The sequence below is a fragment of the Pseudomonas sp. BN411 genome, assembly GCF_029871235.1.
Classification (GTDB): Bacteria; Pseudomonadota; Gammaproteobacteria; order Pseudomonadales; family Pseudomonadaceae; genus Metapseudomonas.
In genome coordinates this window covers 76,357-96,439 of sequence record NZ_SSOM01000036.1, presented here as the reverse complement: position 1 = coordinate 96,439, position 20,083 = coordinate 76,357, and the positions used below count along the sequence as shown (strand labels likewise).

The window sequence follows — 20,083 nt, the reverse complement described above, 5'->3', positions numbered from 1 at the left end:
CCGACTGGCGATTTAGCCGCGCAGGCACCGCTCAGACACCGTTGAATCGAACACCCAGATAGCGCCGCGCGCGGATCAAGCCGCGCCGGCTGAGGATGCCAGTCATGAATTCGCACCAATCCGTTCTGCCCACCGCTGTACAGCCGCTCCATGCCATGGCGCTGGAGGCTGCCCTTCCCCCATCGCGCAGCACCCAGCCGCTGCCCACTCCCGCCGAACTGCGCCAGCGCCTGCCGCTGTCCCATGAGCTCGCCCATCAGATCCGCGCCCAGCGCGAGGCTGTGCGGGCCGTGCTGGATGGCGAGGATTCGCGCCTGCTGGTGGTGGTCGGTCCCTGTTCCATCCACGATGCCGATTCCGCCCTCGACTACGCACGTCGCCTCGCCAGGCTGGCGCCGGAAGTCAGCGACCAGTTGCTGCTGGTGATGCGCGCCTACGTCGAGAAGCCGCGCACCACCGTGGGCTGGAAGGGGCTGGTCTACGACCCGCATCTGGATGGCAGCGGCGACATGGCCGGGGGCCTGGCCCTGAGCCGCCGGCTGATGCTGGAGATGGCTGAGCTGGGGCTTCCGGTCGCCACGGAATTGCTGCAACCGCTGGTGGCCGGCTACCTGGATGACCTGCTGAGCTGGGCCGCCATCGGTGCGCGCACCAGTGAGTCGCAGATCCACCGCGAGATGGTCAGCGGGCTGGACCTGCCAGTGGGCTTCAAGAACGGAACGGACGGCAGCCTCGGTATCGCGACCGACGCCATGCGCTCGGCCGCCCATGCCCACCAGCATTTCGGCATCGACACCCTGGGTCGTCCGGCGCTGGTGCAGACCGCCGGCAATGCGGACACCCACCTGGTGCTGCGCGGCGGCCACAAGGGGCCGAACCATGATGCGTCGAGCGTGCAGGCGGCCCGCGAGGGGCTGGAGAAGCTCGGCATCGCACCGCGCATCCTGGTCGATTGCAGTCACGCCAACAGCGGCAAAGACCCGCTTCGCCAGCCCGCGGTGCTGCAAGATGTGGTCAATCAGCGCCTGGCCGGCCAGGACGCCCTGCGCGGCGTGATGATCGAGAGTCACCTGTTCGATGGCGCGCAATCGCTGTCCTGCGACCTGCGTTACGGGGTTTCGATTACCGATGGGTGCCTGGGCTGGGAAGGCACCGAGCGCATCCTGCGGGAGGCGGCGGAGCGGTTGCGCGGGTGAGGACCCGGCAGGTTTACCCTGTGGTCAATGACTGCCTTCCAGTAGGTGATGGGCAGAAGGCAGGACTGCGTCCTGCGTAGCGATTGAAATCGCCCCCACAGGGTTTGTGCCGATGGAATGGTGGGAGCCAGGTAGGGTGGATGTCGCTTTTCACATCCACCAACGAGGTCAGGCCAACCGACGATGGTGGATCGATGAAGCGTGATCCACCCTACGGCTTACAGGGTTGCTGCGCGATCCATCGCGAATGAATTTGCCCCACAGGTTGCCTGGACCTCAGTACGAATCACTGCTCCTCGATATCCAGCAACAGATTCTCGATCGCTTCGCGGTACTCCCCGGGGTTCTCCCACAACCCGCGCTGCTGGGCTTCCACCAGCCGCTCGGCGATGTCGCGCAGGGCTTCGGGGTTGTGCTGGCGGATGAACTCGCGGGTGTCTTCGTCCAGCAGGTAGGCATCGGCCAGCAACTGGTACTGGTGGTCGTCCACCAGTTCGCTGGTGGCGTCGAAGGCGAACAGGTAGTCCACGGTCGCGGCCAGCTCGAAGGCACCCTTGTAGCCGTGGCGCTTCATGCCGGCGATCCACTTCGGATTGGCGGCGCGGGCGCGGACCACGCGGCCCAGTTCTTCCTTGAGCGAACGGATGCGTGGCAGGTCCGGCTGGCTGTGGTCGCCGTGGTAGCTCGCTACCTTCTCGCCGCGCAGGGTTTCGGCAGCGGCGAGCATGCCGCCCTGGAACTGGTAGTAGTCGTTGGAGTCGAGGATGTCGTGCTCGCGGTTGTCCTGGTTCTGCAGGACGGCCTGCAACCGTTGCAGCCGCTGGGCGAAGCGTTCCCGCGCCGGGGTGCCGGCGTCCTGGGAGCCGTAGGCGTAGCCGCCCCAGTTGAGGTAGACCTCGGCCAGCTCGGCTCGGTCCTGCCACTGGCGCTCTTCGATGGCGCCCTGCACACCCGCACCGTAAGCGCCGGGCTGGGCGCCGAACACCCGCCAGCCGGCTTGCAGCCGCGCATCCTCCACGGCCAGCCCCTCGGCTGCGAGACGTTCGCTTTCCTGTTTCACCCGCGCGGCCAGCGGGTTCATGTCCTCGGGTTCGTCCAGTTCCGCGACCGCCTGCACCGCGGCATCGAACAGGCGGATGAGGTTGGCGAAGGCGTCGCGGAAGAAACCGGAGACGCGCAAGGTCACGTCCACGCGAGGCCGGTCCAGCAGGGACAACGGCAGGATTTCGAAGTCTTCGACCCGCTGGCTGCCCGCCTGCCACACCGGCCGCACGCCCATCAACGCCAGGGCCTGGGCGATGTCGTCGCCGCCAGTGCGCATGGTGGCAGTGCCCCAGACGGAAATGCCCAGTTGGCGCAGGTGATCGCCGTGGTCCTGCAGGTGGCGTTCCAGCAGCAGGCTGGCGGACTGGAATCCCAGGCGCCAGGCCGTGGGTGTGGGCAGGTTGCGCACGTCCACGGTGAAGAAATTGCGCCCGGTGGGCAGTACGTCGAGGCGTCCGCGACTGGGGGCTCCGCTGGGGCCGGGCGGAACGAAGCGGCCATTGAGTGCTGCCAGTACGCCGCCAATCTCAGCGCTGCCGCAGGCATCCAGGGTGGGGGCGATCACGGCCCGCAGGTTGTGGATAACCGCATCGCTGGCGGGACCGATGGAACCGAAATCGGCAGTCTCGATCAGACCCAGCGCCAACAATTCCAGGCGCTCGCGGGTGTCGCCGTTGCTGCGCCAGGGCTCATCGCTGACGGCCTCCAGTACCGCCGGGCGCGGACCTTGCCAAGGCTCGGCCCAATTGAGGTCGAGCGGGTCGGTGCCCAGTTGCAGATCGCTGGCGAGGGCGCGCAGCAGGCTGGCGTTGACCCCCTTGCCGTCGCCACGCGGAATGCGGACCAGGGAGAGCAGGGTGTCGTCGCGCAGGCGTCCGGTTGGGGATTCGCCGAACACATGCAGGCCGTCGCGGATCTGCGACTCCTTGAGGTCGCAGAGGTAGGCGTCCAACTGCGGTAGCCAGCTTTCCGGGTCATCGCTGATGGCGAGGTTCAGCTCGCGGTCCAGGGCGGTGGCCTTCACCAGTTCGAGGATTTCCCCACGCAGCTGCACGGCGCGGCGCGGGTCCAGCAGGGAGGCGTCGTAGTACTCGTCGGCCAGGCGTTCCAGGTCGCGCAGCGGGCCATAGTTCTCGGCGCGGGTCAGCGGCGGCATCAGGTGGTCGATGATCACCGCCTGGGCGCGGCGCTTGGCCTGGGCGCCTTCGCCCGGGTCGTTGACGATGAAGGGGTAGATGTTCGGCAGAGGGCCCATCACGGCGTCCGGCCAGCATTCGGCGGAAAGGCCGACACCCTTGCCCGGCAGCCATTCCAGGTTGCCGTGCTTGCCGACGTGGATCAGTGCATCGGCGGCGAACACTTCGCGCAGCCAGAAGTAGAAGGCGAGGTAGCCGTGGGGCGGCACCAGGTCGGCGTCGTGGTAGATGGCCGCCGGGTCGAGCTGGTAGCCGCGGGCCGGCTGGATGCCGACGAAGGTCAGGCCGAAGCGCAGGCCGGCGATCATCATGCGGCCACTGCGGAACATCGCGTCCTGCTGCGGTTCGCCCCAGCGTTCGCGCACGGCGCGCTGGTTGGCCTCGGGCAGGCGCGCGAAGCAGGTCAGGTAGTCGGCAAACGCGAGACTCTGGGCGCAAGGGCGCAGGTCGAGGCTATCCAGATCGTTGCTGACGCCACCGAGCAGGTTGTGGATAAGTGCTGTGCCGCTGTCCGGCAGGCCCGCGACCGGATAACCCTCGTCTTCGAGGGCGCGGAGGATGTTCAACGCAGCGACCGGGGTGTCCAGGCCTACGCCATTGCCGATGCGGCCATCGCGGGTGGGGTAGTTGGCCAGGATCAGCGCGACGCGCTTGTCGGCATTGGCCTTGCGCGCCAGTTCGCACCAGCGCCGCCCGAGTTCGGCAACGAAGTCCATGCGCTCGCCGTGCGGCAGGTAGCAGACGACGTCACTCTGGCTGCGCTCGCTGCGCCAGGCCATGCCCTTGAAGCTGATGGGGCGGGTGATGATGCGGCCGTCCAACTCCGGCAGGGCGATGTGCATGGCCAGGTCGCGCGGGCCCAGGCCTTGTGGGTTGTCGCGCCAGAGGGGTTCGTTGTCCAGGGAGCAGATGGCCTGCAGCACCGGGATGTCGCGGCGGAACGGGCGAAGGCTGGGGGCATCGGGGTTGGACTGGGCGAAGCCGGTGGTGTTGATGATCAACCCGGCTCCTGCGGCGTCCAGCCAGTTTTCCACAACCTCCAGGCACTCGGCTTCCTTGAGGCTGGCAACCGCGATGGGCAGGGGATTCAGGCCCTGGGCAGCCAGTCGCTCACAGAAGGCATCGATGAAGGCGGTATTCGCCGCCTGCAGGTGCGTTCGATAGAAGAGCAGGGCGGCCACGGGCTGATGCGACAGCCATTCGGCCTGCCAGTCCTGTAGTTGCGCAGGGCGGATGCGTGGGTGGTAGAGGGCGACGCGGGGCAGGACCTGCGGTTCGCGCCAGGGGTAATCACGCTCCAGCCAGCGAGTGGCCAGGCAGTTGAAGAGCTGTCGCGCGTTGTCCAGCCCGCCCTGGCGCAGGTACTGCCAGAGGCGTTCGGCGTCTTCCCCCGGGACGTTGCAGAGACCTGCCAGCTCGGGATCGGGGCGGTCGTCTCCGGGTACCAGGATCAGCGTTGCACCGCGCTCGGCCAGCGCCACCAGTTGTTCGATGCCGTAGCGCCAGTAGCCGACGCCACCGTGCACCGAGATGAGGATGACTTTCGCGTGCTGCAGCACCTCGTCGACGTAAAGGTCCACCGAGGCGTGATTCTGCAGCTGCATGGGGTTGGCCAGGCGCAGGCTCGGGTAGTCCTCCGGCAGTTCGCGGGCGGCTTCTGCCAGCAAGGCCAGGTGCGAATCGCCGCTGCAGAGGATCACCAGCTCGGCGGGTGTCTGAGCCAGGTGGGCAATGCCGTCGTCGGGGACAAAGCCGCCGGGTTGGGTGCGGAGGAGGTGCATGGATCGGACCTTATCGCTCGATGGCAGCACCCTCTCCCCAGCCCTCTCCCTGAAGGGAGAGGGAGCGGTTCGGCATGCGCGGATGGCTCTACGTAGGATGGGTTGAGCTTGCGATACCCATCGATATCGCCCGGTGGGTATCGCTCCGCTCCACCCACCCTACGGTCGTGGGTCAGGAGAGCGCGGTGCGCAGTTCGTTGGCGATGGCTGTCTGGTCCAGCTCCTGGCCGATGACCACCAGGCGGGTGCCGCGGGTTTCGTCGGTCAGCCACTTGCGGTCGAAGTGTTTGTCGAAGCGTTTGCCGACGCCCTGGATCAGCAGGCGCATCGGCTTGCCGGGAATGGCGGCGAAACCCTTGATGCGCAGGATGGCGTGGCGCTCCACCAGTTGGCCGAGGGCGGTGAGCAGCGCGGCTTCCTCGACTTCCGGCAGGTCGACGTGGAAGGAGTCGAACTCGTCGTGGTCGTGGTCTTCATGACCTTCGTGGTCGTGGTGGGTGGGGCGGCTGTCGATGTGCAGTTCGGCTTCGGCGTTCAGCCCGAGCAGGACATCGAGCGGCAGCTTGCCGGCGCGGGCTTCGACGATTTTCACCGCCGGCGGCAACTCCTCGGCCACTTCGGCGCGCACGGCGGCGAGGACTTCGGCGTCGAGCAGGTCGGCCTTGTTCAGCACCACTAGGTCGGCGCTGGCGAGCTGGTCTTCGAACAGCTCGTGCAGCGGGGATTCATGGTCGAGGTTCGGATCCTGCTTGCGCTGTTCGTCCACCTGCTCGGGGTGGGCGGCGAAGGTGCCGGCGGCCACGGCCGGGCTGTCGACCACGGTGATCACCGCGTCGACGGTGCAGGCGTTGCGGATTTCCGGCCACTGGAAGGCCTGCACCAGGGGCTTGGGCAGGGCGAGGCCAGAGGTCTCGATGAGGATCTGGTCGAGGTCGCCACGGCGCGCTACCAGCTCGCGCATCACCGGGAAGAACTCCTCCTGCACGGTGCAGCAGAGGCAGCCGTTGGCCAGTTCGAACACGCGGCCCGCGGCCTCTTCTTCGGTGCAGCCGATGGAGCACTGCTTGAGGATTTCGCCGTCGATGCCCAGTTCGCCGAACTCGTTGACGATCACCGCGATGCGGCGGCCTTCTGCGTTGTCGAGCATGTGGCGGAGGAGGGTGGTCTTACCGGCGCCGAGGAAGCCGGTGACGATGGTGACGGGGAGCTTTGCCAGGGTTTTCATGCGCGCCTCTGCGTGGTCGGTCGGCGGGCATGACGAACGCAGCGGGGCCGGCCCCGCGCAACGGATTCGCCACCGGATCACCCCGCCCGGTTGTCTGGAATGTCGTCGAGGCAGGTCTCCTGGCTCACGACCCTGCGCGTTGCGCGGCACCTTCGCCTTCCCGCTTGCGCAGTGGCATTTCGAAGGGCCTTGGGGGCGTTCACAGTTGCGGGGGCAGCCGTGGCCTTGACCACGTTCCCTCTTAGCTCCGGCGTATATCCGGAGAACCTCGAAAGGGCGAAGGCTACGCAGCGTGCCAGCAGCGGTCAATCGCAGCAGTTGACGCTTGGTCGGACTCGTGATGTCCTAGCACGGTTTTTTCAGGTGCCTTGCGTCGCCGTACGCGAGGTGAAACGGGAAATCGGTGCGTCCATTTTCGGACAAGTCCGACGCTGCCCCCGCAACGGTAAGCGATCGTAGGGTTAAGTACGCCACTGTGCCGGTTCGGCATGGGAAGGCATGCCCATCCAGCCCAAGGCTGGCGTCGCAAGCCCGGAGACCGGCCTGATCACGTTTTGGCAACCCGCGGTGGGCGGGCGCAAGCCGGAAATCTGGGCGCCCGTGCGTCCGCTTCCCTCGCGCGCGTTCCTCTGCCGGTATCACTAGCAACGCAGAGGGAACCTCCATGTCCAGCCGCACCCTGTCCCATTCCGCCGCTTCCTCCTCGACCCTGGCCCAACGCCTGGTGCTGGCCATCGGTGCCGGCCTGGTCGGCCTGTCCCTGGTGTACTTCGCCGGTTTCTCGCACGTCGAGGCCGTGCACAACGCCGCCCACGACACCCGCCACAGCGCCGCCTTCCCCTGCCACTGAGTGATGCATCCATGATCAAGCGCATCGCCCAGACCGCAGGGTTCGCCGGCCTCATCGCGGCCCTGGTGCTGACCCTGCTGCAGAGCCTGTGGGTCACTCCGCTGATTCTCCAGGCGGAGACCTATGAAAGCGCCGAGCCGGCCCCCGTCGAGCAGGTCCACGACCATGAACACGGCGGCGCCGCTGTTCCCCATGTGCATGAACACAATGACGAAGCCTGGGCCCCGGAAGATGGCTGGCAGCGGACCCTGTCCACGGGCGGCAGCAACCTGGTGGTGGCTGTGGGCTTCGCCCTGATCCTTGCCGGACTGTTCAGCCTGCGCGGTCCGACCCGCGCCTGGCATGGCCTGCTGTGGGGCCTGGGCGGTTTCGCCACCTTCGCGCTGGCGCCGTCCCTGGGCCTGCCGCCGGAGTTGCCGGGCACAGCCGCCGCCGAACTGGCCCAGCGCCAGACCTGGTGGATCGGCACCGCCGCCTCCACGGCCGTTGGCCTCGCGCTGATCGCCTTCGGCCGTCATTGGGGGCTGCGCGTGGCGGGCGTCGTATTGCTGGTTATCCCCCATGTAGTGGGCGCGCCGCAGCCGGAGGTGCACTCCAGCCTGGCGCCGGAAGCGCTTGAACACGAGTTCATCGCCGCTTCGTTGATCACCAATGCGGCATTCTGGGCCGTACTGGGCTGGGCGGCCGGTTGGCTGTACCAGCGCCACACCTCGCCCTCCGCTTGAAGCTGGTCGCCGGGCTGGGCTGCCGACGCGGCTGCTCGGCGGATGAGCTGCAAGGCCTGCTACAGCAGTGCCTTGCGGAGGCCGGTGCCTCACTCGATGAGCTGGTCGCCCTGGCCAGCAGCGAGGTGAAGGCGGCAGAGCCGGGGCTGATCGCCCTGGCCGAGCGATTAGGCCTGTCGCTGAATTTCCTGCCTGTGGATATCCTCGCAGCCCGTGAGACATGCCTGAGCCAGCCGTCCGAACGGGTGCGGGAAGCCGTTGGTAGTCCGGGCGTTGCCGAGGCGGCCGCCCTGGCCCAGGCCGAGGCCCTGTTCGGCGGTCACGCCACCCTGCTTGTCGATAAACGCTGCAGCGCCAGCGCCACCTGTGCCCTGGCCTGTGTCCCCCAGGAGGCTGAACAGCCATGACGGTCTATTTCATCGGCGCCGGCCCTGGCGATCCGGAGCTCATCACCGTGAAGGGGCAGCGCCTCATTCGGACCTGCCCGGTGATTCTCTACGCAGGTTCCCTGGTGCCAGAAGCCGTGTTGGCTGGGCATAGAGCCGAGCGGGTGGTGAACACGGCGGAACTGCACCTGGACGGGATCGTCGCCCTGCTTGCCGAGGCCCATGCCAAGGGGCAGGACGTGGCGCGGGTGCATTCCGGCGACCCGTCGCTCTACGGCGCCATTGGCGAGCAGATCCGCCACCTGCGCGAACGGGATATCCCCTACGAAATTGTGCCGGGGGTGACCGCCACTGCCGCGTGCGCCGCGCTGCTGGGATGCGAGCTGACCCTGCCGGACGTGTCGCAGACCCTGATCCTCACCCGTTACGCCAGCAAAACGCGCATGCCCGAAGGGGAAGCGCTGGGCGATCTGGCCCGGCATCGCGCGACCATGGCCATCCACCTGGGCGTGAGCCAACTGGCGAAGATCGTCGAAGAACTGTTGCCGCACTACGGCGCCGAATGCCCGATCGCCGTGATCCATCGCGCCAGCTGGCCCGATCAGGAGCAGGTCACCGGTACCCTCGGCGACATCCTCCCCAAAGTGGCGGCGCGGGACTTCCGCCGTACGGCGCTGATCCTCGTGGGCAAGGTGCTGGCAGCAGATGGCTTCACCGATTCCTCCCTCTACCGCGCCAGCCATGCCCATCTCTACCGCCCGGGCCAGGCGTAACCGCTACGCGGCTAGTGACGTGAGCCGGTGAAACCCGCAGAATGCGGCTCTTATGTGGCGGGCAATTTTCCCGCCAACTCCTTCTAACCGGCTTTAAGCGACCTTTTTCTCTATGCGAATGCGCTTGATGCTGTTGGGTGGCGGCAATTCACTCGGACAGGCGCTGATTCGCCAGGGTGCCGAGGAAGACGTAGGTTTTCTCGCTCCGCGTCCGCCTGAGCAGGGCTGGGACGCCGCCAGCCTGACCCAGCTGCTCGATGACACCCGGCCCGACGCCGTGATCAACCTCGCCTACTACTTCGACTGGTTCCAGGCCGAAGAAGTCAGTGACGTCCGCCTGGCAGCCCAGGAGCGCGGAGTGGAGCGACTTGCCGAGCTCTGCCAGCACCACGGCATCGTCCTGCTGCAACCTTCCAGCTACCGGGTATTCGATGGCTCCCGCGCCACGGCCTACAGCGAAAAAGACGAATCCGTTCCGCTCAGCGACCGTGGCCAGGCCATCTGGCGCATGGAGCAGAGCGTGCGTGCGGCCTGCCCCAAGCATGTGCTGCTGCGCTTCGGCTGGTTGCTGGACGACAGCCGGGAAGGCTCCCTGGGGCGCTTCCTCACCCGTGCCGAGCAAGCGGACGAGATCTGCCTGGCGGATGACCGTCGCGGCAATCCCACGCCGGTGGACGATGCCGCGCGCGTGTTGCTCGCGGTGATCAAGCAGCTGGATTGCCAGGCGCCGCTCTGGGGCACCTATCACTACGGCGGCCACGAAGCCACGACGCCCCTGGCCCTCGGTCAGGCGCTGCTCAGCGAGGCCCGCAGCCTGCACCCGCTGAAGGTGCAGGACATCACCCCGCAGGCCCACGCCGCCCGTCCCGATGCGGCGGACGAACCGCAGAACGCGGTGCTGGCCTGCAAGAAAATCCTCCATACCTTCGGTATCAAGCCGCGCGCCTGGCGCGCCGCATTGCCAACCCTGCTGGACCGTTACTATCGCCATGGTTGATTCCCCCATCCTCATCACCGGCGGCGCCGGTTTCATCGGCTCGCACCTGGCCGATGCGTTGCTTGCCAGGGGCCACGCCGTGCGTGTGCTGGACAACCTCTCCACTGGCAAACGCTCCAACCTGGCTCTGACCAATCCACGTCTGGAACTGATCGAAGGCGATGTGGCCGACGCTGCCCTGGTGGCTCGCGCCATGTCCGGCTGCAAGGCGGTGGCCCACCTGGCTGCAGTGGCTTCAGTGCAGGCGTCGGTGGACGATCCGGTGGCGACTCACCAGAGCAATTTCATCGGCACCCTGAACGTCTGCGAAGCCATGCGCGAGCACGGCGTGAAACGGGTGATCTTCGCCTCCAGCGCCGCGGTCTATGGCCAGAACGGCGAAGGCATGGCCATCGACGAAGACACGCCCAAGGCGCCGCTGACACCCTACGCGGCGGACAAGCTGGCGAGTGAGCACTACCTGGATTTCTATCGCCGCCAGCACGGTCTGGAGCCGGCGGTATTCCGCTTCTTCAACATCTTCGGTCCGCGCCAGGATCCGTCTTCGCCCTATTCCGGCGTGATCAGTATCTTCACCGAGCGCGCCCAGGCCGGGCTGCCGATCACTGTATTCGGCGATGGCGAGCAGACCCGCGATTTCGTCTACGTTGGCGATTTGGTGCAAGTGCTGGTGCAGGCGCTGGAAGCGGAATGGCTGGAAGCCGGGCCAGTGAACGTGGGCCTGAACCGTGCCACCAGCCTCAAGCAGTTGCTCGCCGCCATCGGTGATGTGCTGGGCGAAATGCCAACGGTGACCTACGGCGAAGCCCGCGCCGGGGACATTCGCCATTCGCGGGCCAACAACGCCCGCCTCCTGCTGCGCTACGAATTCCCAGTGGCGACTCCGCTGCGCGAGGGTGTGGCGCGTCTCTTGGGGCGTTGAGCAGCCAACCACGCTTTGCCTGAGCCTGTAGGGCGGTCGTACGCACTGGCAGGCTGGGCTGATCGGGAAGCGAGGTCGGTGCGCGCGGCGCACCCTACGTTAGGTCCCGATGAAGGACGCGGCCCCGCTTCCTCATAAATCTCCAGGCACAAAAAAAGGCGCCCGAAGGCGCCTTTTGGCGGGGGTGTTCCTCTCGTGGAAGAGCCCGCTCAGAACTTGTAGCCGACGCCGACCATGTATACCCACGGGTCCACGTCCACATCGACCTTGACCTTGCCCACGCCGGCCAGGTCGGTGGTGGCAGTGGTGTCGATATCGATGTACCAGACAGCGGCGTTGAGCAGGATGTTGTCAGTCAGCATGTAGTCCATGCCGACCTGCGCGGCCAAGCCCCAGGAGTCGTCCAGGTCCAGGTTGCTGAAGCCTTGGGCTTTGCGCGAGCTGGTCAGGTCTTCGTCGAAGAACAGGGTGTAGTTCAGGCCAGCACCGACATACGGCTGGAACGCGGAGTTCGGGTCCAGCGGGTAGTACTGGAGGCTCAAGGTCGGGGGCAGGTGCTTGATGTCGGCCAGTTTGCCGTCAAGGGCGCCGCCGAGGCCTTTCACGCCTACTTCGTGCTGGAACGGGGTGGCGGCCAGCAGTTCAATACCGACATGGTCGGTCAGCATGTAAGTACCGGTCAGGCCGAGCTGGGTGTCGCTGTCCAGGGTGGCTTTGGTGCCGCCGACCTTGGTGCCGGCCAGGGACAGGTTGGAGCTGTCCTCTTGCGGATCGACGGTGGCTGCGCCTGCGCGGATGATCACGTCGCCGGCCTTGTGGGCATGGGCCAGGGGGGAGGCGATGGCAAGTGCGAGCAGGGAGGCGGCGAGAAGAGGCTTGCGCATGGAAGGCTCCAATGAGTTCTAAATGTGTTGGACTGGAGCCAGTTTCGGTAATTAGGAAGCTTTGTATCTTGATCCAGAGCAATGTCGCGGACGGTCGACAGCAAAAGGCCCGGTAAGACCGGGCCTTTGTGCATTCAGGGATTGAGCGTCCAGGGTCAGTTGCTGGTGGACTCGTAGGGGTAAATCTTGCTCGCGTCCATCTGGTAGCCGGCTTCCGCCAGTTCGCTGCTGCTGGCTTTCACCTGCAGCGGGCCTTCAATCCAGAAGGGTTGGTAGAGGGCATCCATCAGCACACCGAGTTCGCTCTTCACGTGGACGATCTGGTTCGATGGCGGTGGCGGTACGTGGATGCAAGCGCCGAAATAGGGCACCAGGAGGAACTCGGTGACCCGGCCTTCCTCGGTCACATCCAGCGGCACGATGTAGCCCGGCAGCTTCACGTCCTGGCCATCCAGCGCCTTGACCACCGGTGCTGCAGGAGATTGCTGGCTCGCCGCCGGGCCAGCCTCGGCGTTGAGGGCGTCGGACAACTGCGAAAGGTCATGGATGGGGGCGGGCGGTGCGGGCGGCGGCGCGCCTTCCGGGATCATCTCCGCCCAGGTGAGCTCACGTGCCTCGCCGGCCCAGAGCGGGGAGGAAAGGGTCAGCAGCAGGGCCAGCAGGATGCGTCTCATGGGAGTCTCACAGGCGAATGGACAGGCCGTCGGCCAACGACTGCCGGTAGGCACGCCAGGCTGGCACCACGCCCATCAGCAGGGCGGCGGCCAGAATAGCGCCGAGCAGCGTCCACTCATAGGGGCTGGGCAGGGCCAGCGGCAGGTAGAGCCCATAGTTCGCCTGCACATAGCCCTGGCTGAGCCCGATACCGAGGTACAACAGCCCCACGCCCAGTACCGCACCCGCCACGGCCAGGGCGAAGGCTTCCAGCACCAGCAGACTGCCGACGTGCCAGGGCCGTGCGCCCACGGAACGGAGGATGGCCATCTCTCGGCGGCGTTCGTTGAGGCTGGTGAGGATGGCCGTGAGCATGCCGATCAGGCCGGTCAGCACCACGAACAGTGAGACCACGAAGAGCGCCTTCTCGGCCGTGCCCATCAGGCTCCAGAGTTCCTGCAGGGCCACGCCGGGCAGGATCGCCAGCAGCGGCTCGCCACGGTATTCGTTGATCTGCCGTTGCAGCGCGAAGGTGGCGATCTTGCTGTTGAGGCCGAGCATGAAGGCGGTGATGGCCTTGGGTTGCAGGTCCATGGCGCGGGCCTGGTCGGCGCTGACCTTGCCGGCGCCGCGCGCAGGCACGCCGTTTTGCCAGTCGACGTGCAGTGCCTCCATGCCCGCCAGGGAAATGTGCAGGGTGCGATCCACCGGCGTGCCGGTGCGCGCGAGGATGCCGACCACCGTGAACGGCTTGTCGTCGTGCTGTACCAGGCTGACGGTGCTGACGCCGTGGGCCAGCACCAGTTGGTCTCCCAGCTTGTAGTGCAGGGCCTCGGCCACTTCGGCGCCGAGCACCACCTCGAACATATCGGCGAAAGGCTTGCCCTCGGCCAGTCGCAGCGGCTGACTGCGGCCATAGCGGTAATGATCGAAATAGGCGCCGCTGGTGCCCATGACGCGGTAGCCGCGATGGGAGTCGCCTAGGGAAATGGGGATGGCCCACTTCACTCGCTTGTCCTGGCTGATGGCTTCGAAGCTGTCCCAGCGGATGTTGTTGGTGGCGTTGCCGATGCGGAACACCGAATAGAGCAGCAGGTTCACCGATCCGGAGCGGGCGCCGATGATCAGGTCCGTGCCGCTGATGGTGCTGGCGAAGCTGGCGCGGGCCTCGGTGCGCACACGCTCGACGGCCAGCAGCAGGCAGACCGAAAGGGCGATGGCGAAGACCGTCAGCAGGGCGGTGAAACGGCGGTTGGCGAGGCTGGCCAGGGCCAGGCGCAGCAGATACATCTCAATCCTCCTCAATGCGCGCGGCGTGGTTCAGGTCCGCCAGAGACAGGCTGCGGTCGAACAGCGATGCCAGGCTCTGGTCGTGGCTGACGAACAGCAGGCTGGAGCCGGCTTCACGGCATTCGGCGAACAGCAGTTGCAGGAACGCTTCGCGGGCGTCGGCATCCAGGGCCGAGGTAGGTTCGTCGGCGATCACCAGTTCCGGCTGACCGATCAGCGCGCGGGCAGCGGCTACCCGTTGTTGCTGGCCGATGGACAGGGCATCAGCGCGGCGTTGCAGCAGTTCTTCCTTCAGGCCGAGATGGCGCAGCAGGGTGGCGGCGGCCGCATCGACGCTGCCGTGGCGCTGGCGCGCACGTTCGGCGCGCAGACGCGAGAAGCGGCACGGCAGCTCGACGTTCTCGCGCACCGAGAGGAAGGGCAGCAGATTGAACTGCTGGAAGATGTAGCCGGTGTGGTCCACACGGAAATGGTCACGGGCGCTGGCCGAGAGCTTGGCCAGGTCCTGACCGAGCAGACGGATGCTGCCACGGCCGGGTTTCTGCACACCGCCGAGCAGGCCTAGCAGGGTGGTCTTGCCACTGCCGCTGGGGCCTTTGAGGAAGAGGCTTTCGCCGCGTTGCAGGCGGAACTCGGGAATATCCAGCAGTTCCGGGTGACCGGGCCAGGCAAAGCCCAGCCCCTGGAGTTCGATCAGTGTCTGGCTCATGGGAAAACGACCGGGTTGCCCCGGCCGGTTCTAGGGAATTAGAAGCTCAGGTTGGCGTTGGACTTGCTCAGTTCCGCGCCTTGCTGCCCGTTCGGGCCGATCAGTTGTACCTGAATTTTCTCGGTGGCTGGGAAGCGCTTGAACAGCCCGGCGAGGTCCAGGGACTTCAGCGCATCGGGGGTGGAGCACTCGAACCGGTAGTGGGCGTGGACTTCGCTGTGCTCGTGGTCATGGCCCTTGGCATGTTCGTCATGGTGATCGTCAGCGCCGAAGAGCGGGCTTTCCAGTTCCTGGGACGCGACCTTGCAGCTGGCCGCCTGGGGAAGGCCGAAGAGCGCCAGGGGACTTTCCAGCTCGTTACGGACAGCAGCGACTTTGGCTTTGTCGGCATCGCTGCTGGCGGCATGCTCGAAGCCCACCAGGTTCATCGCCGGGCTTTCCAGTTCCAGCTCGAGAGTATTGCCGTCCAGCGCGGCGTTCAGGCGCGCTACGCCGTGCTCGTGGGCGCCGAGGCTGTCGTGATCATGGTCGTGCTCGTGGGCCTGGACAGCGGCCAGGGGCAGCAAGGCGAAGGGCAGGGCAAGCAGCAGGCGGCGCATGGAGGTCTCCCGAGAGGGTTAAAAGATTTCGTTACGTTATAACAAATGTAGGCAGCCCGCCAGCGCCGTGGGAGCATTGCGCATTCGTTTCTGGAGGAGTTGGACATGCTGCGCATACGCGGACAGATCGGCGACTGGCCGGTGGACCTGACGGTCGAAATGGACGCCGAGGACTGGGACCAGTTGGCCAGTCGTCTGTCGCCGGAGCTGGTGGACGGGGCCCAGGCCGCGCCGAAAGCCCCAAGCGCCCCGCGCACCGATGCGCTCTGGGAGACCGCCCAGCAACTCCTGCGCGAAGCCGGACAGATGGAAGGGCCGCGATTGCTGGCCGAACTGGAAGCCCTGACCGGTGGTGTGGCGGCGGGAAAGCGTCTGCTGGTGCGTCTGCGCCACAGCGAGCAGGTGCATGTCGAGGTGCGGGAAGACGCGCCTCTCTATATCTGGCGGGGGTGATGAGCTGTGGGAGCGAGTTCAATCGCGAATGAAATCGCACCCACAGGGTAGAGCGGGTCAGTAGATGGCGTTGTACAGCTTGCGGCGGTAGGTGGTGACCAGCGGGTGGTCGTTGCCTAGCAGGTCGAACACCTGCAGCAGGGTCTTGTGGGGCAGGCCGCTTTCATAACTGCGGTTGCGCACGAAGAGCTTGAGCAGGCTGTCCAGCGCCGGCTCGTACTGCTGACGGGAAAGTTGCTGGATCGCCAGTTGGTAGACCGCTTCGTCGTCACCGGCATCTTGCGCCAGGCGCGATTTCAGGTCGGCGACTTCCGGCAGATCGGCAGCCTGGCGCAGGAAGGTCAGCTGAGCACGGGCACCCGCGATCGCCTGTTTGTGTTCGTCGCTCTTCACCGCATTGAGCACGGTTTCCGCTTCGCCCAGCTCACCGCGTTCGGCCAGGCAACGGGCATAGAGGATCAGCCCGGCAGCGTTGGTGTTGTCTTCGGTCAGCAGTTGCTTGAGCAGGTTTTCGGCTTCGCTGATGCGGCCTTCGCTGAAGGCGGCCTGGGCGGCGTCCAGCAAGTTGCCCTGGGGCGTGGCGGGCATCTGCACATGGGGTTCGAGCATGGCGCGGATAGCCGATTCCGGCTGCGCACCGGCGAAGCCGTCCACCGGCTGGCCGTCCTTGAACAGCACCACGGTGGGCAGGCTGCGGATGCCGAAGCGCATCACGATGTCCTGCTCGATATCGCAGTTGACCTTGGCCAGCAGCAGTTCGCCCTGGTAGGCCTCGGCGATCTGCGCCAGCAGCGGCATCAGCGCCTTGCAGGGGGCGCACCAGTCAGCCCAGAAATCCACCAGCACGGGCTTGTGGAAGGAGTTCTGGATCACCGCCTGGTCGAAGTCGGCGCCGGTGGTATCGAAGATGTAGGGAATGTCGCTCATCTGGGCTCTCGAAGGCACGAAAGGATGGGCGAATCATACGGCTGCCGGCCGGGGATGAATATGCCCTGCACGAGCGCCGGGCTTCCCTGCTACTCGGTCTGCTCTACCCGTAGGGGCGAATTCATTCGCCAAGCGCCCCGCAGGGGCGCCCCAACTCCGAGCTGTACCGGGACGATTCCTTACCTGAAAGGCTATGTCTGCCAGAAGTCAGGAGCCTTGTAGGAGCTAGCTTGCTAGCGAAAAAGGGCCATTCGCTGGCAAGCCAGCTCCTACGGGCGATGCACTGGCCCAGGCTCACCGAATCGCGTGATACAGGCTCACATTGCTGAATTCGGCAGGCTCCGCAAGGTCCGGCCAGGTGCAGGCATCCAGTACGGCGAGGCGGGTGTAGAGCGGGTGCTGGAAGTCACGGACCCGCGAGTCGGCCACCAGGGCCTGGCGGCCTCGGGTGAGGAAGTGGTCGAGCAGCGGCAGGTTGGCGCGGTCGTAGAGCACGTCGGCGACGATGATCAGGTCGAAGCGATCCTCTTCCTGAAAGAAGTCCGCCGAGTAGCTCAGCACCACGCCGTTCAGTTCGGCGTTGGCACGACAGGCTTCCAGGGCCAGCGGGTCTAGGTCGCACGCCACCACTTCAGCGGCGCCGGCCTTGGCTGCGGCAATGGCGGCGACACCCGATCCGGCACCGAAATCCAGCACACGCTTGCCGGCGACCCACTCGGGCTTCTCGGCCAGCCAGCGCGCCAGGGCCAGGCCGCTGGCCCAGCAGAAGCACCAGTAGGGCGGCTCTTCGAGGATGCGCCGGGTCTCTTCCGGGCTGAATGCACGGTCCATGTTGTCGGCGTCGATCAGCCAGAGCTTGAGGTCGGTGCCGGGCAGGGTTTCCGCGCTGAGGCTGGCGTCGCCGAGCAACTGAGTCAGCGCCTGCTGCAGCATCTTCGGGGCGGTCATGGCGCGGGGACCATCTGCAGCGGGCCGAGGGTCTGGCTTTCCGGCTGGAGAATGACGCGGGGTTGCAGCTTGAGGATCAGGCGTCCGGAGAGGCTGGCGCGACCACGCAGTTCCACGCGCTCGCCACGGGGGAAGGATTCCGGGTTGAACAGCAGGCGGAAGGGCAGCGGACCGCCATTGCCGTTCAGTACGAGATTGCCCAGCAAGCGCTGCGGACGGTCGCGGGAATCGATCGACATCAGCGCCAGCTCGACTTCACTGCCGGACGGAGGCGTCTGCAGCACGCCGATGAGCTCGCGCATATGGGCCGGCGTCGCTTCCACCCTGGGTTTCTGCGTCGGCGCGGGCTGTTGCGGGGCGGGCTCTTCGCTGGCACAGGCCGCGAGCATGGCGGCCAGGAGCAGGGGGAGGAGTGGGCGCATCTGGGCTTCCTGATACTGGTGCGCGGGCCTTATAGCGCAAAGCCGCCGGCTTGTCTTGCCTGGGGGATGCGCTACCATGGACCACCTTTTCCGCCGATGCCTCTTCTAACCCATGCACTGTCCCTTCTGCGGCGCCCACGATACCAAGGTCATTGATTCGCGGCTGGTTGCCGAGGGCGACCAGGTGCGCCGTCGCCGCGAGTGCCTGGCCTGCGAAGAACGCTTCACCACCTTCGAGACCGCCGAACTGGTGATGCCCCGGCTGATCAAGCAGGACGGTAGCCGCCAGCCCTTCGACGAAGAGAAGCTGCGTGCCGGCATGCAACGCGCGCTGGAGAAGCGCCCGGTGAGCGTCGAGCGCCTGGAAGCGGCCATCGCCCATATCAAGCACAAGCTGCGCGCCACCGGCGAACGCGAAGTGAAGTCGCGGGTGCTGGGTGAGCTGGTCATGGCGGAGCTGCAGAAACTCGACGAAGTCGCCTACATCCGTTTCGCGTCGGTCTATCGGCGCTTCCAGGACCTCAACGAATTCCGCGAGGAAATCGAGCGCCTGGCCCGCGAGCCATCGAAAGACTGATGGCCGCCAGCGATCAGGCCTACATGGCCCGCGCCCTCGAGCTGGCGCGCAAGGGCATCTGTTCCACCCATCCCAATCCGCGCGTCGGTTGCGTCATCGTTCGCGATGGCCAAGTCGTCGGCGAAGGCTGGCACGTCCGCGCGGGTGAGCCCCACGCCGAAGTCCATGCCCTGCGCCAGGCTGGCGAGCTGGCCCGTGGCGCCACCGCCTACGTCACCCTCGAACCCTGCAGCCATCACGGCCGCACGCCGCCTTGCGCCGATGCGCTGGTGGCCGCCGGCGTAGGGCGCGTGGTGGCGGCCATGCAGGACCCCAATCCCCAGGTCGCCGGCCGTGGTCTGAAACGGCTGGCCGATGCTGGCATCGCCGTCGAAAGCGGCGTGCTGGAGGCTGAGGCGCGAGCGCTGAACGCCGGTTTCATCAAGCGCATGGAGAAGGGACTGCCCTTCGTGCGGGTCAAGCTGGCCATGAGCCTGGACGGACGCACCGCCATGGCGAGTGGCGAGAGCCAGTGGATAACCGGCCCGGCTGCCCGCTCGGCGGTGCAACGCCTGCGTGCCCAAGCCAGCGTGGTGCTGACTGGCGCCGATACCGTGCTCACCGATGCCGCGCGCCTCACCGTCCGCGCCGATGAGCTGGGCCTCGATCCCGAACTCACCGCCCTCGCGGTTAGCCGTCCGCCGCTGCGTGTGCTGGTGGACGGTCGCCTGCGGGTGCCGCTGGCAGCGCCCTTCTTCCAGGCGGGACCGGCATTGGTGGCAACCGCCAGTGATTGCAGCTCGGACGCCTACGCGGGCCACGAACTGCTGGCGCTGCCCGGCGCCGATGGTCGCGTCGACCTGCGCAAGCTGTTGCAGGAACTGGCTAGCCGTGGCGTGAACGAAGTCCTGGTGGAAGCCGGCCCGAGCCTGGCTGGTGCCTTCGCCCAGGCCGGACTGGTGGATGAGTATCAGATATTCATCGCCGCCAAGTTCCTGGGCTCCAGCGCCCGTCCGCTGCTGGACTGGCCCCTGGCGCGGATGGCGGAAGCGCAAGAACTGAACATCGTCGAAATGCGCGCTGTGGGCGACGACTGGCGAGTCATCGCGATACCCCGCGCCACTGCCTGATTTACGCACCAGCGGCATGGCCGCAAAGGCCGATGCAAGTTCGCCACGACTGTGATAAAACGCCTGCCAGCCAGTTAGATGCTGGCTGAAACGTTCTCAGGGCGGGGTGCAAGTCCCCACCGGCGGTAATTGCGCGAAATGCGCATAGCCCGCGAGCGCTTGCTGGAAGAACACTTTTCAGGATTGAGCGAGCTAGAGCGAGACAAGGCAGAAACAGCCGAGGAAGCGGAGTTTACGACTGTAAATGAGCATTCCGAGGCGGTTTTTAACGCCGTATCGCCGACGCGCAGCCAATCCATCCAGTGAGGTCAGCAGACTCGGTGCGATTCCGAGGCCGACGGTAATAGTCCGGATGAAGAGAGAACGGGATTGCCTGCCTGGTCCAGGGTGCGTCCGTGCCCGTGTCCGTCAGATCC

General features: G+C 66.2%; 20 protein-coding genes and 3 riboswitches. Of the genes, 10 read left to right on the top strand and 10 right to left on the bottom strand.

All coding sequences use genetic code 11. The features are described 5' to 3' along the window. Positions 1 to 104 precede the first annotated feature (104 nt). Positions 105 to 1,196 (top strand): 3-deoxy-7-phosphoheptulonate synthase, encoded by a 1,092-nt coding sequence (locus tag E8F06_RS04700; RefSeq protein ID WP_280364735.1) that lies wholly within the window; start codon positions 105 to 107, stop codon positions 1,194 to 1,196. Between the two features lie 286 nt (positions 1,197 to 1,482). On the opposite strand, the gene cobN is transcribed toward E8F06_RS04700, so the two are convergent. Both cobN and cobW read right to left on the bottom strand, forming a co-directional pair. Continuing rightward, complete coding sequence (gene cobN, locus E8F06_RS04695) at positions 1,483 to 5,217, bottom strand: cobaltochelatase subunit CobN (RefSeq protein WP_280364732.1); 3,735 nt, start codon at positions 5,215 to 5,217, stop codon at positions 1,483 to 1,485. Between the two features lie 172 nt (positions 5,218 to 5,389). Continuing rightward, entirely contained in the window at positions 5,390 to 6,442 is a 1,053-nt protein-coding gene (cobW, locus tag E8F06_RS04690; protein ID WP_280364730.1) for a cobalamin biosynthesis protein CobW, read from the bottom strand. 91 nt (positions 6,443 to 6,533) lie between these two features. Further along, positions 6,534 to 6,728, bottom strand: a riboswitch (cobalamin riboswitch). A 58-nt stretch (positions 6,729 to 6,786) separates the two neighbouring features. Next, positions 6,787 to 7,004, top strand: a riboswitch (cobalamin riboswitch). Positions 7,005 to 7,106: 102 nt separating this feature from the next. Here cobW and E8F06_RS04685 point away from each other — a divergent pair. From E8F06_RS04685 to E8F06_RS04660, 6 genes are all read left to right on the top strand, one after another. Then, a complete protein-coding gene (locus E8F06_RS04685) occupies positions 7,107 to 7,292 on the top strand; it encodes a CbtB-domain containing protein (protein ID WP_280364728.1) in 186 nt (61 codons plus the stop codon). 11 nt (positions 7,293 to 7,303) lie between these two features. After that, positions 7,304 to 8,017, top strand: a complete 714-nt coding sequence (locus tag E8F06_RS04680) for a CbtA family protein (protein ID WP_280364726.1) — start codon at positions 7,304 to 7,306, stop codon at positions 8,015 to 8,017. Continuing rightward, on the top strand, positions 8,014 to 8,424 hold the full coding sequence (locus tag E8F06_RS04675; RefSeq protein WP_280364725.1) for a cobalamin biosynthesis protein: 411 nt from the start codon (positions 8,014 to 8,016) through the stop codon (positions 8,422 to 8,424). Before E8F06_RS04680 ends, E8F06_RS04675 begins: the two co-directional genes overlap by 4 nt. Beyond that, entirely contained in the window at positions 8,421 to 9,176 is a 756-nt protein-coding gene (gene cobM / locus E8F06_RS04670) for a precorrin-4 C(11)-methyltransferase (RefSeq protein ID WP_280364722.1), read from the top strand. Before E8F06_RS04675 ends, cobM begins: the two co-directional genes overlap by 4 nt. 112 nt (positions 9,177 to 9,288) lie before the next feature. Further along, a complete protein-coding gene (locus E8F06_RS04665) occupies positions 9,289 to 10,173 on the top strand; it encodes a sugar nucleotide-binding protein (protein WP_280364719.1) in 885 nt (294 codons plus the stop codon). Further along, complete coding sequence (locus tag E8F06_RS04660; RefSeq protein ID WP_280364717.1) at positions 10,166 to 11,095, top strand: NAD-dependent epimerase/dehydratase family protein; 930 nt, start codon at positions 10,166 to 10,168, stop codon at positions 11,093 to 11,095. Before E8F06_RS04665 ends, E8F06_RS04660 begins: the two co-directional genes overlap by 8 nt. Before the next feature lie 209 nt (positions 11,096 to 11,304). Here E8F06_RS04660 and E8F06_RS04655 read toward each other — a convergent pair whose 3' ends face one another. From E8F06_RS04655 to E8F06_RS04635, 5 genes are all read right to left on the bottom strand, one after another. Further along, entirely contained in the window at positions 11,305 to 11,979 is a 675-nt protein-coding gene (locus tag E8F06_RS04655) for an OmpW family outer membrane protein (protein ID WP_280364715.1), read from the bottom strand. Between the two features lie 155 nt (positions 11,980 to 12,134). Then, positions 12,135 to 12,653 carry a DUF3299 domain-containing protein gene (locus tag E8F06_RS04650; protein WP_280364713.1) on the bottom strand — a complete coding sequence of 173 codons (519 nt, stop codon included), beginning with the start codon at positions 12,651 to 12,653 and terminating at the stop codon, positions 12,135 to 12,137. Positions 12,654 to 12,660: 7 nt separating this feature from the next. Next, positions 12,661 to 13,923 carry an ABC transporter permease gene (locus E8F06_RS04645; RefSeq protein ID WP_280364711.1) on the bottom strand — a complete coding sequence of 421 codons (1,263 nt, stop codon included), beginning with the start codon at positions 13,921 to 13,923 and terminating at the stop codon, positions 12,661 to 12,663. A 1-nt stretch (position 13,924) separates the two neighbouring features. Continuing rightward, a complete protein-coding gene (locus E8F06_RS04640) occupies positions 13,925 to 14,632 on the bottom strand; it encodes an ABC transporter ATP-binding protein (RefSeq protein WP_280364709.1) in 708 nt (235 codons plus the stop codon). A gap of 38 nt (positions 14,633 to 14,670) precedes the next feature. Beyond that, positions 14,671 to 15,231 (bottom strand): DUF2796 domain-containing protein, encoded by a 561-nt coding sequence (locus E8F06_RS04635; protein WP_280364707.1) that lies wholly within the window; start codon positions 15,229 to 15,231, stop codon positions 14,671 to 14,673. A 105-nt stretch (positions 15,232 to 15,336) separates the two neighbouring features. Here E8F06_RS04635 and E8F06_RS04630 point away from each other — a divergent pair, with 105 nt between their 5' ends. After that, entirely contained in the window at positions 15,337 to 15,684 is a 348-nt protein-coding gene (locus tag E8F06_RS04630) for a hypothetical protein (protein WP_280364706.1), read from the top strand. A gap of 57 nt (positions 15,685 to 15,741) precedes the next feature. Here the strand turns inward: E8F06_RS04630 and trxA are convergent, their stop codons facing one another. From trxA to E8F06_RS04615, 3 genes are all read right to left on the bottom strand, one after another. Next, complete coding sequence (gene trxA, locus E8F06_RS04625; protein WP_280364704.1) at positions 15,742 to 16,611, bottom strand: thioredoxin; 870 nt, start codon at positions 16,609 to 16,611, stop codon at positions 15,742 to 15,744. Between the two features lie 294 nt (positions 16,612 to 16,905). Further along, positions 16,906 to 17,559 (bottom strand): 50S ribosomal protein L11 methyltransferase, encoded by a 654-nt coding sequence (locus E8F06_RS04620; RefSeq protein ID WP_280364701.1) that lies wholly within the window; start codon positions 17,557 to 17,559, stop codon positions 16,906 to 16,908. Further along, positions 17,556 to 17,981, bottom strand: a complete 426-nt coding sequence (locus E8F06_RS04615; RefSeq protein ID WP_280364698.1) for a YbaY family lipoprotein — start codon at positions 17,979 to 17,981, stop codon at positions 17,556 to 17,558. Before E8F06_RS04615 ends, E8F06_RS04620 begins: the two co-directional genes overlap by 4 nt. Before the next feature lie 112 nt (positions 17,982 to 18,093). Here E8F06_RS04615 and nrdR point away from each other — a divergent pair, with 112 nt between their 5' ends. Beyond that, positions 18,094 to 18,558, top strand: coding sequence for a transcriptional regulator NrdR (gene nrdR / locus E8F06_RS04610; protein ID WP_151138642.1), 465 nt, complete (start codon positions 18,094 to 18,096; stop codon positions 18,556 to 18,558). Beyond that, positions 18,558 to 19,667, top strand: coding sequence for a bifunctional diaminohydroxyphosphoribosylaminopyrimidine deaminase/5-amino-6-(5-phosphoribosylamino)uracil reductase RibD (gene ribD, locus E8F06_RS04605; RefSeq protein WP_280364695.1), 1,110 nt, complete (start codon positions 18,558 to 18,560; stop codon positions 19,665 to 19,667). Before nrdR ends, ribD begins: the two co-directional genes overlap by 1 nt. 88 nt (positions 19,668 to 19,755) lie before the next feature. After that, a riboswitch (FMN riboswitch) is annotated at positions 19,756 to 20,036 on the top strand. Positions 20,037 to 20,083: the final 47 nt, after the last annotated feature.

Bases quoted from the DNA above. Each gene is read 5' to 3' on its own strand.
- E8F06_RS04700 (WP_280364735.1), top strand. From the start codon at position 105: ATGAATTCGCACCAATCCGTTCTGCCCACCGCTGTACAGCCGCTCCAT.
- cobN (WP_280364732.1), bottom strand. From the start codon at position 5,217: ATGCACCTCCTCCGCACCCAACCCGGCGGCTTTGTCCCCGACGACGGC.
- cobW (WP_280364730.1), bottom strand. From the start codon at position 6,442: ATGAAAACCCTGGCAAAGCTCCCCGTCACCATCGTCACCGGCTTCCTC.
- E8F06_RS04685 (WP_280364728.1), top strand. From the start codon at position 7,107: ATGTCCAGCCGCACCCTGTCCCATTCCGCCGCTTCCTCCTCGACCCTG.
- E8F06_RS04680 (WP_280364726.1), top strand. From the start codon at position 7,304: ATGATCAAGCGCATCGCCCAGACCGCAGGGTTCGCCGGCCTCATCGCG.
- cobM (WP_280364722.1), top strand. From the start codon at position 8,421: ATGACGGTCTATTTCATCGGCGCCGGCCCTGGCGATCCGGAGCTCATC.
- E8F06_RS04665 (WP_280364719.1), top strand. From the start codon at position 9,289: ATGCGAATGCGCTTGATGCTGTTGGGTGGCGGCAATTCACTCGGACAG.
- E8F06_RS04660 (WP_280364717.1), top strand. From the start codon at position 10,166: ATGGTTGATTCCCCCATCCTCATCACCGGCGGCGCCGGTTTCATCGGC.
- E8F06_RS04655 (WP_280364715.1), bottom strand. From the start codon at position 11,979: ATGCGCAAGCCTCTTCTCGCCGCCTCCCTGCTCGCACTTGCCATCGCC.
- E8F06_RS04650 (WP_280364713.1), bottom strand. From the start codon at position 12,653: ATGAGACGCATCCTGCTGGCCCTGCTGCTGACCCTTTCCTCCCCGCTC.
- E8F06_RS04645 (WP_280364711.1), bottom strand. From the start codon at position 13,923: ATGTATCTGCTGCGCCTGGCCCTGGCCAGCCTCGCCAACCGCCGTTTC.
- E8F06_RS04640 (WP_280364709.1), bottom strand. From the start codon at position 14,632: ATGAGCCAGACACTGATCGAACTCCAGGGGCTGGGCTTTGCCTGGCCC.
- E8F06_RS04635 (WP_280364707.1), bottom strand. From the start codon at position 15,231: ATGCGCCGCCTGCTGCTTGCCCTGCCCTTCGCCTTGCTGCCCCTGGCC.
- E8F06_RS04630 (WP_280364706.1), top strand. From the start codon at position 15,337: ATGCTGCGCATACGCGGACAGATCGGCGACTGGCCGGTGGACCTGACG.
- trxA (WP_280364704.1), bottom strand. From the start codon at position 16,611: ATGAGCGACATTCCCTACATCTTCGATACCACCGGCGCCGACTTCGAC.
- E8F06_RS04620 (WP_280364701.1), bottom strand. From the start codon at position 17,559: ATGACCGCCCCGAAGATGCTGCAGCAGGCGCTGACTCAGTTGCTCGGC.
- E8F06_RS04615 (WP_280364698.1), bottom strand. From the start codon at position 17,981: ATGCGCCCACTCCTCCCCCTGCTCCTGGCCGCCATGCTCGCGGCCTGT.
- nrdR (WP_151138642.1), top strand. From the start codon at position 18,094: ATGCACTGTCCCTTCTGCGGCGCCCACGATACCAAGGTCATTGATTCG.
- ribD (WP_280364695.1), top strand. From the start codon at position 18,558: ATGGCCGCCAGCGATCAGGCCTACATGGCCCGCGCCCTCGAGCTGGCG.